The 13348-nt window shown below is 70.4% G+C and carries 13 protein-coding genes; 6 read left to right on the top strand and 7 right to left on the bottom strand.

What is annotated here, in order from left to right:
• Window positions 1-26: 26 nt before the first annotated feature.
• Both ACT3CF_RS07880 and ACT3CF_RS07875 read left to right on the top strand, forming a co-directional pair.
• The gene (locus ACT3CF_RS07880) at window positions 27-2513 is read left to right on the top strand and encodes a hybrid sensor histidine kinase/response regulator (RefSeq protein WP_478421699.1); all 2487 of its coding nucleotides are present in this window, start codon (window positions 27-29) and stop codon (window positions 2511-2513) included.
• A 90-nt stretch (window positions 2514-2603) separates the two neighbouring features.
• Window positions 2604-3695: an AI-2E family transporter gene (locus ACT3CF_RS07875; protein ID WP_478421698.1), complete on the top strand. Its 1092-nt coding sequence runs from the start codon at window positions 2604-2606 to the stop codon at window positions 3693-3695.
• A gap of 153 nt (window positions 3696-3848) precedes the next feature.
• Here the strand turns inward: ACT3CF_RS07875 and ACT3CF_RS07870 are convergent, their stop codons facing one another.
• The 3 genes from ACT3CF_RS07870 to ACT3CF_RS07860 are packed head-to-tail and all read right to left on the bottom strand — an operon-like array spanning window position 3849 to window position 6852.
• Window positions 3849-4280, bottom strand: a complete 432-nt coding sequence (locus ACT3CF_RS07870) for a TadE/TadG family type IV pilus assembly protein (RefSeq protein WP_478421697.1) — start codon at window positions 4278-4280, stop codon at window positions 3849-3851.
• Complete coding sequence (locus ACT3CF_RS07865; protein WP_478421696.1) at window positions 4277-4810, bottom strand: TadE/TadG family type IV pilus assembly protein; 534 nt, start codon at window positions 4808-4810, stop codon at window positions 4277-4279. The genes ACT3CF_RS07870 and ACT3CF_RS07865 overlap by 4 nt, the downstream gene beginning before the upstream one ends.
• The gene (locus tag ACT3CF_RS07860) at window positions 4807-6852 is read right to left on the bottom strand and encodes a hypothetical protein (protein WP_478421695.1); all 2046 of its coding nucleotides are present in this window, start codon (window positions 6850-6852) and stop codon (window positions 4807-4809) included. The genes ACT3CF_RS07865 and ACT3CF_RS07860 overlap by 4 nt, the downstream gene beginning before the upstream one ends.
• Before the next feature lie 321 nt (window positions 6853-7173).
• Between ACT3CF_RS07860 and ACT3CF_RS07855 the strand changes: the two genes are divergently transcribed.
• A complete protein-coding gene (locus ACT3CF_RS07855) occupies window positions 7174-8085 on the top strand; it encodes a manganese catalase family protein (protein WP_478421921.1) in 912 nt (303 codons plus the stop codon).
• Between the two features lie 191 nt (window positions 8086-8276).
• Window positions 8277-9056, top strand: coding sequence for an SDR family NAD(P)-dependent oxidoreductase (locus ACT3CF_RS07850; RefSeq protein ID WP_478421694.1), 780 nt, complete (start codon window positions 8277-8279; stop codon window positions 9054-9056).
• Window positions 9057-9085: 29 nt separating this feature from the next.
• On the opposite strand, the gene ACT3CF_RS07845 is transcribed toward ACT3CF_RS07850, so the two are convergent.
• On the bottom strand, window positions 9086-9838 hold the full coding sequence (locus ACT3CF_RS07845) for an SDR family oxidoreductase (RefSeq protein WP_478421693.1): 753 nt from the start codon (window positions 9836-9838) through the stop codon (window positions 9086-9088).
• Between the two features lie 169 nt (window positions 9839-10007).
• On the opposite strand from ACT3CF_RS07845, the gene ACT3CF_RS07840 reads away from it, so the two are divergent.
• Entirely contained in the window at window positions 10008-10790 is a 783-nt protein-coding gene (locus ACT3CF_RS07840; RefSeq protein WP_478421692.1) for a ZIP family metal transporter, read from the top strand.
• A 63-nt stretch (window positions 10791-10853) separates the two neighbouring features.
• Complete coding sequence (locus tag ACT3CF_RS07835) at window positions 10854-11234, top strand: hypothetical protein (protein ID WP_478421691.1); 381 nt, start codon at window positions 10854-10856, stop codon at window positions 11232-11234.
• Between the two features lie 31 nt (window positions 11235-11265).
• On the opposite strand, the gene ACT3CF_RS07830 is transcribed toward ACT3CF_RS07835, so the two are convergent.
• From ACT3CF_RS07830 to ACT3CF_RS07820, 3 genes are read right to left on the bottom strand one after another with little or no spacing between them, the layout of a single operon-like run.
• On the bottom strand, window positions 11266-11904 hold the full coding sequence (locus tag ACT3CF_RS07830) for a cysteine hydrolase family protein (protein WP_478421690.1): 639 nt from the start codon (window positions 11902-11904) through the stop codon (window positions 11266-11268).
• A 10-nt stretch (window positions 11905-11914) separates the two neighbouring features.
• Window positions 11915-12424: a hypothetical protein gene (locus ACT3CF_RS07825; RefSeq protein ID WP_478421689.1), complete on the bottom strand. Its 510-nt coding sequence runs from the start codon at window positions 12422-12424 to the stop codon at window positions 11915-11917.
• A 29-nt stretch (window positions 12425-12453) separates the two neighbouring features.
• Window positions 12454-13002, bottom strand: coding sequence for a DUF4142 domain-containing protein (locus ACT3CF_RS07820; protein ID WP_478421688.1), 549 nt, complete (start codon window positions 13000-13002; stop codon window positions 12454-12456).
• Between the last annotated feature and the right edge of the window lie 346 nt (window positions 13003-13348).

Below are 13348 nucleotides of genomic sequence, written 5' to 3'. Positions count from 1 at the left end.
AGGGTTGGGCGACTTGGAGGTGCCAGTTGGGCCAGGGGCACGGTGAAACCGGGGTGACGGTAGAGACGGGGGCAGGGCTGAACGCCTTTCTGGCGGGCGGCGGCGAATGTGCGGCGCTGATCGCCGCGCGCGACTGGTCGCGGACGCCGCTGGGGCCGATCGCCGGCTGGCCCCAGTCGCTCAAGACCGCGACCGCCATCCTGCTGCGTTCGCCCGTGCCGATCGTCATGCTGTGGGGCGTCGAGGGCATCATGCTCTATAACGACGCCTATTCGGCGTTCGCCGGCGGGCGGCATCCGCAACTGCTCGGCAGTCCGGTTCGCGAAGGCTGGCCCGAAGTCGCCGATTTCAACGATCATGTGATGAAGGTGGGACTGGCCGGCGGGACACTGGCCTATCGCGATCAGGAACTGACGCTCTATCGCCACGGCGCGGCCGAGCAGGTGTTCATGAACCTCGACTATTCGCCGGTGCTCGACGAAAGCGGTCGGCCCGCGGGGGTGCTGGCGATCGTCGTCGAGACGACCGAGGCGGTGCTGATGCAGCGCCGGCTGCGCGAAAGCGAAGCGCAGGCACGGCTCAATGCCGAGCGCATCCAGCTCGCGCACGAGGCGGGGGCGATCATCGGCACCTGGTTCTGGCACCTGCCGAGCGATCGGTTCAGTGTCGACGAACAGTTCGCGGCCGCCTTCGGCATCGACCCCGCGCTCGGACGCGAGGGGCTGAGTCTCGAGCAGGTGATCGGCAACGTCCATCCCGATGATCGCGACGGGCTGATCGCCGCGATCGACGCCGCGATCGCGCAGGGCGGTCGCTATGCCCATCAGTATCGCGTGCGCCGCGCCGACGGCCGCTATTACTGGATCGAGGCCAATGGCCGCGTCGACCGCGATCCCGACGGCACGCCGCGATATTTCCCCGGCGTGCTGCTCGATGTCGAGGAGCGGCGCCGGTATGCGGACGAGCGCCAGGCGCGTGCGCTCGCCGAGGCGGCGGAGGCGGCGCGGCGCGAGGCCGACGCCATGTACCGCGCCTATTTCGAGAATACCGCCGAGGCGCTGTTCGTCGTCGGCGTGGATGCCGACGGCGGGCTGACGCTGGAGGAATTGAACCCCGCGCACGAGGCCGCGACCGGACTGAGCACCGCGGCGATCCGCGGCAAGCCGCTCCATGCCCAGCTTCCCGAGCCGGCCGCGAGCGCTGTCGCCGCCAATTACCGCCGGGCGATCGCCGCGCGTCATCCGATCTCGTATCGCGAGGTGCTCGATTTCCCGGCGGGCGTGCGCCACTGGGACACCGTGCTGGTGCCGGTGATCGAGCCCGACGGCAGCATCCGCCGGATCATCGGCAGCGCGCGCGACGTCACCGCGCGCGTCCGTGCCGAAGAGGCGCTGCGTCAGGCGCAGAAGATGGAGGCGGTGGGCCAGCTCACCGGCGGCATCGCGCATGATTTCAACAATCTGCTTGCCGCGATCATGGGCAATTTCGACCTGATCCGCCGCCGCCCCGATTCGGCCGAGCGCGTCCAGCGCTGGGCCGAGAATGGAATGACGATCGCCGAACGCGGCGCCAAGCTGACTGGGCAGTTGCTGGCGTTCAGCCGGGCGCAGCGCATCGAACTGAAGCCGGTTCTCGTCCAGTCGGTGATCGAGGCGATGCGCCCGATGCTCGAACGCGCGCTCGGCCCGATGATCCGGTTGCACGTCGATCTGGACGGGGCGCGGCTGGCGGTGATGTCCGATCCGACCCAGCTCGAAATGGCCGTGCTCAACCTGGCGATCAACGCGCGCGACGCGATGGCGGAGGGCGGCGAGGTGACGGTCGCGATGCGCCCGCTTGTGGTCGAGGAAGATCCCGAACTCGGTCCCGGCGACTATGTCGAGCTGTCGGTGCGCGACAATGGCGCGGGGATGCCGCCCGAGACGGCGGCGCGCGCCTTCGATCCCTTTTTCACGACCAAGGGCGTGGGCAAGGGCACCGGGCTGGGGCTCAGCCAGGTCTATGGCATCGCGCGCCAGGCGGGCGGCATCGCGCGGATCACCAGTGCGCCGGGCGCGGGAACGACGGTGCGGCTGATCCTGCCGCGCAGCGATGCGGTCCCCGACGGCGAGGCCGAGGCATGCGACGACGCGGGCGAGACCGAGGCGCAGCCCGCGACGGTGCTGGTGATCGACGACGACAACGACCTGCGGCACGTGCTGGTCGATGCGCTCGAAGCGCTGGGCTATCGCGCCGAGCAGGCCGCCGACGGACCCAGCGGGCTCGCCGCGCTCGAGCGGGTTCGACCCGATCTTGTCGTGCTCGATTTCGCCATGCCCGGAATGAACGGTGCGGAGGTGGCGCGCGCGGCGTGGGAGCGGTGGCCCGATCTGCCGATCGTCTTTGCCAGCGGCTATTCGGACACCGCCGCGATCGAGCGCGTCGCAGGCGCCGGCGCCACGCTGGTGCGCAAGCCGTTCCGGATCGAGGAGCTGCAGACGGTGCTTGCCGCCACGCTCGCCGCCCGGCGCTGACGGGGCGTCGCTGCCCGGTTTCCTTTCGCCGCGCGGCGTGGGATTGCCACCACAACGTTCCGGCCCGTTTCAACCATGGATTGCCCGCCGATGCCCGATCGCCTCCCCACCCGTTCCAGCCGCCTCGAAGACCGCACCTTTCTTCTGCTCATCGTCGTCGTGACGCTTGCCTTCGGCTGGGTGGTGCAGCCGATGTTCGGCGCGATCCTGTGGGCGCTGATCGCTGCGGTGGTGTTCGCCCCGCTGCATCGCGCGATCCGCGCGCGGATGCCGCGCCGGGCCAATCTGGCCGCCGGGCTGACGTTGCTGACGCTGGTGGCGACGGTGATCGTGCCGGCGCTGGTCCTGGGCGCGCTGGTGGTCGATCAGCTCGGCGACCTCTATGCCCGGCTGCAGCCGGATCAGGTCGATGCCGCCGCCGTGTTCGACCGGGTACAGGCGGCGTTGCCCGATTTCCTGCGCGAGATGCTGGCGCGCAGCGGCCTCGATGACCTGGGCGCGGTGCGCGATCGCCTGACGAGCGGGCTGATGAACAGCATCCAGGGCATCGCGCGACAGGCGCTGAGCGTGGGGCAGGGCGCGTTTTCGTTCGTCGTTGCACTCGGCGTGATGCTCTATCTCAGCTTCTTCATGCTGCGCGATGCCGAGCCGCTGTCGGCGCGGGTGCGCGGCGCCGTTCCGCTGTCGCCCGAATTGTGGGACGCGCTGGTCGACAAGTTTCTGGCGGTGGTGCGCGCGACGGTGAAGGGCAGCCTCGTCGTCGCGGTCGTCCAGGGGGCGATCGGCGGCACGGTTTTCGCGGCGCTGGGCATCCAAGCCGCGCTGCTGTGGGGCGTGCTGATGGCGGCCTTTTCGCTGCTTCCGGCAATCGGAACGGGCATCGTGTGGGTGCCGGTCGCGATCTGGCTGCTTGCCAACGGGGCGATCGTGAAGGGGCTGATCCTCGTGTTCTGCGGGCTGTTCGTGATCGGCATGGTGGACAATGTGCTGCGTCCGATCCTCGTCGGTCGCGATACCCGAATGCCCGATTATGTGGTGCTGGTGACGACGCTCGGCGGGCTGGAGATCATGGGGTTCAACGGCATCGTCATCGGCCCGGTGATCGCGGCGATGTTCATCGCGGCCTGGGACATTTTTTCGCGCACGCGGCGGCGCGCGGCCGAGCTTGCCCGGGCGGAATAAGGCGCCTGCGTCATCACCCTGTCATCCGGCGCGGCTAGCCGCCCGCGCCTCAGGGGGAAGGGAGGCCTTTCCCGCGCCGCCGGGCCTGCGGGTGCGGCGGCGTGGGCCTGCGCGATAGGGTGGTATCGCGCAGGGGCCGACCCCCGGCCGCGTTCAGCCCAGCGTCGGGAAACAGGCGTGCGCGGCAACCGTGGTGGGCAGCATCGGCAGCAGCCCCAGGACGGGCGAGTTGAAGCGGCGGGTGATGGTGATGCGGTTGGCATTGGCATTGCCGTCGCAACTCGTGTTCGCCGCGATGGCGACGTCGGCCGCGGCAAGCGTCACGCCATAACCGGCCGCGCGCGCAACGGCATAGGCCTGTTGCTGCGCCGGCGTGGGGCAGTCGGTGCCGACCGACATGCAGCGCGCGGTGCTGAACGCGACCTCGTTGAGCGTCTGTTTGAGCCACAGCATCCGCCCGCCCTCGATCAGCCCGAACAGCAGCATCAGGAACACGGGCGCCACCAGCGCGAATTCGACCGCGGTGACGCCGCGGCGGCAACGGGCGAGCATGGCGACGGCATGGCGGGCGGGCGATCGGATCATTGCAGCCGCACCGTCGCGCTCTGCGTCACCGTCGCATCGCCCAGCATGCCGTGCGGCAGCAGCACGGGACGATAGGGATAGCTGGCGCGGATCGTCAGATAATAGCCCGCCGTGGCGCCTGCCGACATGTTGCTGCCCGAACAGGGCGCGCTGCAACTCGCGCCGACATAGCGGCCGTCGCGACCGAGACAGGTGCAGGCGCGGCCGCTGCCGTTCGTGCAATTGTTGGTGCCGCCGTTGCAGCCGACCGTCACCGTCACCGGCGTTCCTGCCGGGGCCTGCGCCGCCTGGGTGACGAAGCTGGGCAGGTTGGCGAAGCTGACGGCATCGCGGTTGGCGAAGGCGGCGTTGGCGGCGCCCGCCACGGCGGTGCCGAGCTGGGTGCGGGCGATGTACAGTCCGGCGATGTCGAGCGCGGCGAGGATGGTGAAGAAGAAGAACACCGTCAGCAATGCGAACTCGGTCGTGGCGACGCCGCGCCGGTCGTTCCGCAGGCGGGCCGCAAGCGATGGGGGGAGCGATCGCATCATCGTACCAGCCGGATCTGCTGGGTGCTGCCGCCCGCGCTGCCGCCGGTGATGCTCTTGCAAGCCGATCCCGCGGCCGCGCCGCCGGTCGCGGTGATGCGGTTGGCGATCAGCATGAAGCACTGCCCCGCCGACAGCGTCGTGCTGCCGCCGCTCATCGTCAGGTCCGAATTGGGCAGATGGACCGCGCCGACGAACACATTCTGCGCCCCCGCGCCCCAGTTGGTCGCGCTGCTCGTCTGGCTGTCGATCAACAGGTCGGCGATGGCGCCGCCGCTGACCCCGGTCGACGGCGCGATCAGCAACGTGCGGGCGCCCCCGGCGAGGTTGACCGTGCCGCCCAGCACGAACGACACGTTGACGCCCGCCATGTCATAGCCCGCGACGTTCACCCCTTCGAGCGTGTTGCCATAGGTGAGTCCGGTGACGGGCGAGGTATAGGGCCACACCGTCCCGCCGGTGCCGTTGGTGAAGTTGCCCGCGACGGTATAGCGGCTGGTGCCGAACAGCACCGAGCCCGCGATCGAGAGATTGCCGTTGATCAGATGGTTGGGCGTGCGGCCGAAGACAAGCCGGCTGCCGCCGGCGGTGTTGATCGAGCCGTCGGCGCTGAAGCTGCCGTCGCCCATCAGCATCACCGCGCTTCCCGACAGGTCGATCGCGTTGCCCGCACCGTTGCGGCCCAGTCGATAGGCGCCGTTGCCCGCCGCCAGCGTCGAGCTGCCCGCGATGCTGATTCCCGCCCGCACGTCGAGATCGCCGTCGCCCAGCGTCATCCAGCTGCCGCCGCCGACATAGATGCTCTGGAACGCATGGTTGCCCTTGCCGATGCGCAGCGTCGTCCCGCCGCTGACCGTCACGCCCGCATTGATCGTGACGTCGCCGTCGCCGAACACGTTGGTGCCCGCCAGGTTGACGACGCCGCTGCCGATCGCGAAGCTGCCGTTGCCGAAGCGGATGCCGCTCGACCCGCTGTTGAACCCGCCATTCACCTTCAGGTCGACATCGCCGAATTCGACGGTCGATCCGCCGCCGACCCAGATGCCCTTGGCGACGGTGATCCGCGATCCGCTCGCGAAGCGGACGTTGAGCCCGCCGTCGATGAAGAGCTGTCCGATCGTGTAATTGCCCGCCGGGATCACGAAATTTGCCGAGTTTCCCTGGCGGAAGCCCTGGACGTTGGCCGATGGCGACCAGCTGATGATCCAGTCGCTGCCCGCGGGTGTCACCGGATCGGCCAGCGTCCGCGGCGCGACGCTGGTGCCCAGCAGCGTGCGCGCCGCGGCAAGGTCGGCATTGTCGGCCAGCGGGTCGGCGAGCGGCGTCGCGATCCGCACGATCTTGTCCGCCGAGGGGATGTTGCCGTTCCACGACGGGTTGGTGAAGCTGCCCGAATAGCGGATCTGGTCGGCGGTGAGCGTGCCCCAGCTGTTGGTGATCGATCCCGATCCCGAAATGATGTTCTTGGCCGCGATGCGCGTGCCGTTGTTCTCGATCGCGCTCACCGCCGCCACCGAACAGTCGGGCGTGTCGATCGTCGCCCCGCCCGAGGTGCTGACGCCCACGCCCGATGCCGCGAGCGACAGGAAACAGGGCGGCGCGATCGAGACGGTGCTGACCGCGGCATAGGCCGTCGCGGCGACGTCATAGCTGCCGCGCAGCCCCAGCGCGGTGCCGATCGCGATCGGCACCGGCTTGACGATGCGGACCTTGACGGCCTTGCTGCCCGCGGTGGGCACGTTGTCGACCAGCTCGGCGGTGACCGTCGCACCGTCCAGCCCGTTGGCGACCGCCATGTCCTGTGCGGTCGGCTGTAGCACCGTCGGCTGGCCGTTGTTGCGGTACGCCAGCGCCGCCGCAAGCGCGGCCATGTCGGCGACGCGCTGGTTGGTGACGCGCTGGTCATAGCCGCGGTTGATGTCGACCGCGAGCGCGGCAAAGCCGATCACGCCCACCAGCGCGAACGCGCCGATGATGCTCACCGCGCCGCGCCGATCGCGACGCAGCGTCATTGCCGCGCCTGCAAAGCTCCCCTTCTTTGCCATGGTCGCTCCGATAGCGAAGGCATCTTACATAAGTGTTTATGACGCTCCAGAAACAATTTGTTACGAAACGGACCTAAATCGGTGGCGCGCACTGGTTTCCGTAACGTCACCCTTCGCATGATCGTGGTCCGGTGGGCGTCCGGGCATTGCCGCTTCGTGACGATGATCTGGTTTAATGATGCAGATCAGCGTTGATCGACTGAACCGATCAAGCGCCGCGAACGCGGCGATGCGCGATTGATTTTATCATTTCATGCCGAAGCGCACGAAACGGCCATCCTCGCCGCACGGTTGAATGCGAAGAACCAGGAGGTGCTTCCCATGTTCATGCACAACAAGCGACTTCAATACACGGTGCGCGTGTCCGAACCCAATCCGCGGCTCGCATGCATGATGCTCGAACAGTTCGGCGGCGCCGACGGTGAGCTTGCCGCGGCGATGCGTTACTTCACGCAGGGACTTGGCGAGGAGGATCCCGGCCGCCGCGACATGCTGCTCGACATCGCGACCGAGGAACTGAGCCATCTGGAGGTGATCGGGTCGATCGTCGCCATGCTCAACAAGGGCGCGCGGGCGCAGCTTTCCGAGGCGCAGCAGGCCGAGGCCGAGCTGTTCGCAATGGTGGGCCAGACGGGGACGAGCGCCAAGGAAGCGCTGCTGTTCGGCGGCGGCCCGGCGCTGATCGATTCGGCGGGCGTGCCGTGGACGGCGGCCTATATCGATTCGCGATCCGAACCGACGGTCGACCTGCGGTCGAACATCGCGGCCGAGGCGCGGGCGAAGATCGTCTATGAACGCCTGATCAACATCACCGACGATCCGGGCATCAAGGAGGCGCTGGGCTTCCTGATGACGCGCGAGGTCGCGCACCAGAAATCGTTCGAAAAGGCGCTCTATTCGATCGAGGACAATTTCCCGCCGGGCAAGCTGCCGGGGATGGAGCAATATGCCAATGTCTATGTGAACACGTCGCAGGGCGACGGCGACATGCAGGGGCCGTGGAATTCGGGCGAGCAATGGGACCGCATCGACGACCTCGAACAGACGATGCCGATCGACGGGCGCGACGGCAGCGCCAGCGTCGAGCTGAACGGGTCGGACCGCGCCGCGCTGGCCCAGCTCGCCGCGCGCGGCCGGTCGGACCCCGATGCCGATCCGCTGACCGGTGCCGAGCTGGGCGCCGGTCCCGGCGCCGGCCGCGTCAAGCAGCCCGAACCCGCCGATCGCGACTGACGGCTGCGGCGGGCCGGTTCCGTCGTCCGGCCGGTGCGCTTGCGCCGGCCGGACGGCAGCGATAGACTCGCGGCGAAACAAGGAGTTCCCGCCAGATGATCCAGCGTCACCGCTGAACGCGGACACCGACTGAACGCCGACTGCGCCGCGTCCGGCGCGGTCCGTCGACTGGATCTGGATACGGGAACATCATGCCTGGACTGAATGGAAAGACGTGCGTCGTCACCGGCGCCGCACGGGGCATCGGCCGTGCGATCGCGGCACGGTTTCACGAGGAAGGCGCCCGCGTCTTCCTCACCGATATCGACGTCGCCGCTGGTACGTCGAGCGCCGCGGCGATCGGGTGCGCCTTCATCGCGCTCGACGTGCGCGAGGAGGGGGATTGGCAGCGGCTGGCCCGCGCCGTCCCCGTCGCCGATGTCGTCGTCAACAATGCCGGGGTGACGGGGTTCGAAACGGGGGCCGGCCGCCACGATCCCGAACATGCCAGCCTCGAGGGCTGGCGCGCGGTCCACCGCGTCAATCTCGACGGCACCTTTCTGGGCTGTCGCTATGCCATCGCCGCGATGAAGCGCGCGGGGACGGGATCGATCATCAACATCTCGTCGCGATCGGGACTGGTCGGCATTCCGGGTGCCGCCGCCTATGCGTCGTCGAAGGCGGCGGTGCGCAACCACAGCAAGAGCGTCGCGCTCTATTGCGCGCAGCAGGGCTGGCGCATCCGGTGCAATTCGATCCACCCCGCCGCGATCCTGACGCCGATGTGGGAGCCGATGCTGGGCACCGGCCCCGATCGCGAGGAACGCATGCGCGCGCTGGTCGCCGACACGCCGCTCCGGCGGTTCGGCACGCCCGACGAGGTGGCGGCGGTGGCGGTGATGCTCGCCTCGGACGAGGCGACCTATCTGACCGGCGCCGAGATCAACCTCGACGGCGGGCTACTCGCCGGATCGGCGGCGTCGCCCAGCTGAGCCCGCCGCGGGCGCCGCCCGCACCGCCGCTACAGCTTGACCGCGGCGTTGCCGCCGTCGGCCCACAGCGCCGATCCGGTGACGAAGCTCGCCATGTCGCTGGCGAGGAACAGCGCGGCCTGCGCGATCTCGTCGGGATCGGCGATGCGCTTCATCGCGTGGAGCCCGGCCGCCCATTCGCGCTGGGCGGCGTCGCCCGCCATTTCGGTCGCGGTGCCGCCGGGAAGCAGCGCGTTGGCGCGGATGCCCGCGGCCGCGTAATCGGCGGTGATGCCGCGCACCAGCCCCATCAGCCCGGCCTTCGCGGCGGCATAGGCGCTCATGCCCGGCAACCCCACGCTGTTGCCGACGAAGCTGCCCGTGAACACCAGCGCGCCGCCGCCCTGTTCGCACATCGCCGGGATCTGCGCGCGCGCGCCCAGGAATGCGGCGGTCAGGTTGACGGCCAGCACCTCGCTCCATTGCGCGGGGGTGATCGCCGCGAGCGGCGCCATCGTCCCGACGAGCCCGGCATTGTTGAACGCGATGTCGAGCCGGCCGAACGCGGTTCGCGCCGCCGCGACCGCGGCGTCGTGCGTCGCAGGATCGACGACGTCGCCCGCCACTGCCACCGCACGCGTGCCCTGCGCCTCCAGCTCGCCGACCAGCCGGTCGAGCTGCGACCGGCGCCGCGCGACGAGCACCAGGTCGGCGCCATGTGCGGCAAATCGCCGCGCCGCCGCCGCGCCGATGCCCGAACTCGCGCCGGTGATGATGGCGACCTTGCCCTCGATCAGTTTCATGCCTCAACTCCCTCATGTGGAGCCGGACCGCTAGCCACGCCGCCGCCGCACGGCGTCCCGTTCCTTGCCTTGAAACCGACGGCGTGGGGCGGGGCACCGGAACGGCGGGCGGGGCGATCCGTTTGCGACGGCACGCGGTATCTCGCCGTGGTGCCTTGGCGGAGGGCGGATGGACCCGGTGATCGTTGCAGGCGCGCTCGGATCGCTCGCCGCCGGGGCGGCGACGGCGCTCGGGGCGGTGCCCGTGCTGTTCATGCGCCGGCCGAGCGACGCGCAGCAGAATCTGCTGCTCGGCTTTGCCGCCGGGGTGATGCTGGCGGCGTCGTTCTTCTCGCTCATCCTCCCCGCGATCGAGGCGGCGCAGGCGCAGGGGGCGTCGCGCACGCTCGCGTCGGCGCAGGTGGTGGCGGCGGTGCTGCTCGGCGCGCTCGCGATCGCGCGGCTCAACGACTGGGTGCCGCCGCTCGACCGGCTGGGACTCGGCCCGCCGGGTATCGCGGCGGCGAGCGTGCGGCGGGTCGGGCTGTTCGTCGCGGCGGTGACGCTCCACAATTTCCCCGAAGGCATGGCGGTCGGCGTCAGCTTCGGCGGCGGTGACCTTGCCGCGGGCCGGATGACGGCGCTCGGCATCGGCATCCAGAATGTCCCCGAAGGGCTCGCGGTCGCGTTGGCGCTCACCAGTATCGGCATCGCGCGTATCCCGGCGGTGCTCGCCGCCGCCGTCTCGGGGCTGGTCGAGCCCGTCGCCGGGCTGATCGGGGTGAGCATCGTCAGCGTGGCGTCGGCGTTCCTCCCCTGGGGGCTCGGGCTCGCGGGAGGAGCGATGGTCTATGTCGTCGCGTCCGACATCATCCCCGACGCGCATCAGCGGATCGCGGGCGGCGGGCGTGTTTCGGCCGGGCTGATGGCCGGACTCGCCGCGATGATGTTCCTCGACACGAGCTTCGGCTGAGCCCGGCGGCGGAACGGCGTCGCGGCGCGTCGCGTTTCTTGCCGCGACAAGGAGTTTGCCGCGATGACCGACGACATCCAGCCCCCCTCCGACCCGCGCGCGCCCGAGACGCGTCGTCGCCCGGACGTCGATCCCGGCCGCCCCCATCCGGCCAACGCCTTTGACAGCTTCGGCGGCTATTCGGGGCAGGACTATCACGTCGCGCGCGAACGGCAGGACGCGGTCGACCAGGGGCATGGCCGCGTCCATGGCACGCCCGCTCCGGCTTCGCCCGCCGCGCCGGAGACGCGCACCGGATTGCCGCCGCAGGCCGGTCGTCGCGCCGCGATCGACCCCGAAACCGGCGCCGTGCTGGGCAGCGGCGCCGGGGCCGGCGGCGGCAATCCGGGCGAGGATTTCGACGACGACGCCACTGCGGGCGGCGGCGACCCGCGGCAGGGCTAGACGCAAAGCGGTGGCGGTCGCCTGCGGCCGCCTATCGCGCGCCCGCCGCGTCGAGCGCGCGGCCCCAGTCGGCGAGCGTCAGCGCGTCGCTCGGCCGGGTCTCGGCCGCCATCGTCTCGCGCAGGATCGACAGCGCCGCCGCGCCGCGTGCCGTGTCCTCGGCGGCCACGGCATCCTCAGGCACCCACAGCGCATAATCGCGCATATGCGCGTCGGCGGCGGTGAACAGCACGCAGATATCGGTCGCGACGCCGGTGAGCACGAGCCGGCTGACGCCCAGCTTGGGCAACAGCACGGGCAGGTTAGTGGCATAGAAGCCCGAAAATTGCGGCTTGATGATGAAATAGTCGTCGTCGCGCGGGCGCAGCCGCTCGACGAGCGGATTGCCGCCGGCCCGCGCGCGTTCGACGATGCGCGTGCGTTCCGAATGCCATTCGCCGAAATGGTCGTTGATGTAGACGACGGGCATTTCCGCCGCCGCGGCCGCGTCGCGCAGCCGCAGGATCGCCGCCGCCGCGGCTTCGGCGCGCGGGCGTAGCGCCTCGCCCCCGGCGAAGTCGAAATCGTTGATCATGTCGATGATGAGCAGCGCCGTGCCGCCGCGCGGCCGGTCGCGATGCGGCGCCTCCGGGCTGGGGGGCGGGGGACCGGGGGGCGTCGGCGCGGCCATTGCCGGGGGGTCAGGCGACCGCGGGCGCCTGCGTGGCGGGCATGTGCGCGGGTTCGATCGTCGTTGCGCCACCGGTGCCGGAGGATGCGTCGGCGCGTGCCGCCGCGTCCGCGCCGATCGCCCGGGCCGGTTCGGGGATTCGTGCCTCGCCGGGGCCGGCGGGCGCGGTGCCGGTATCGCGCGGCCGACGCGCGGCAAGCACGTCGACCAGTGTCGCCGCCGCGACGAAGCCCAGCGCTCCCCATATCGCGCGGTTGCGCGGCGCACGCCGGGCGGCAAGCGCCAGCGCGCCGATATCCATCGCGTCGCCCGCGACACGGTTCCACACCATCGCCCGGTGGGCCGGACGCGTCAGCAGTCCGGCCCCGGCCGCCAGTTCGCGCGCACCGAACGCGGCGACGACGCCCGGATGCGCCCCGGCCGACAAGCCGCGCGCGATCCGGCGGGCGGCGATCACTTCCACCGCGCCCAGCGCCACCGAAAACAGCCCGAGGCCCAGCCCGATCCTGCGCGTTTCCATGTCCGTTCTCCCGACGTGCGCGCTGCGGGTCAGCGCGCCAGCTTCTCGACATGCTGCAGATGCTGCGCGACGATCGGCGCCGCGGCGGCCGCGACGCGTTGCAGCGCGGGGGTGTCGCCGCGCGCGGCATAGCCGCGGTGAAGCGCCAGCGCGCGGCGGTGCGCCGTCCGCTGCTGGTCCAGGTAAAGCGCATCGAAACCGTCGGCGGGCGCCTCGCGAAGCTGCGCCAGCATCGCCACCTGGTCGGGCAGCAGCGCGGGCGTCGGCGCGACCAGCCCGGCGCCGGTCGCCGCCTGCGTCAGCCGCTGCGTCGTCGCACGATGGTCGTCGATCATCTGCTGGGCAAAGGCGCGCACCGGCGCCGATTTCGCCTTGGTCAGCGCCAGTTGCGACGACTGGATCTCGTACAGGTCGCTCGCCCCCGCCTGGGTCAGGAAGGGGAGCGCGGCGGTCGGCACGGCCATGTCGCCCGCATCGGGCATGGCCGGGGGCGGCGCGGCGCCGGGCGCCGATTGCGCGGCGGCGCCCATCGGCGTCGCAGCGAGCAAAAAAGTGCCGGAAAGCAGCAAGATGCGCATGGTCGATCCTCCAGGGGCCGTGCAAACCGAACCCTTGGGGATGATCGCTGTTCCGGCACGGTCCCGCGCATCGGCCTGCCGTGGCGCGGCTGCGGCAGGCCGAAACGGCGCGTCGCCCGGCGGCCGTGCCGCGATGTCGCAAAAAGAGGGGGAATGGCAGCGCGGCGAGGCGCCGGGTGGCCCCCGGAGGGAGTGAGGTGCCACCCGGCTTTGATGCCCCGCCCACAATCGGAACGATGTCCGTGCTGAACCTTGAATAGCCCATGGCGCCGCCGCGCGCGATTCCGGGGGTTTCCCGCCCGCAACTCTACGGAATCGGGCTGTCCCGCCGCGGTGCAACCGGCGC

Source organism: Sphingomonas chlorellae (genome assembly GCF_056485145.1).
This window is presented reverse-complemented; position numbering and strand designations above follow the sequence as displayed.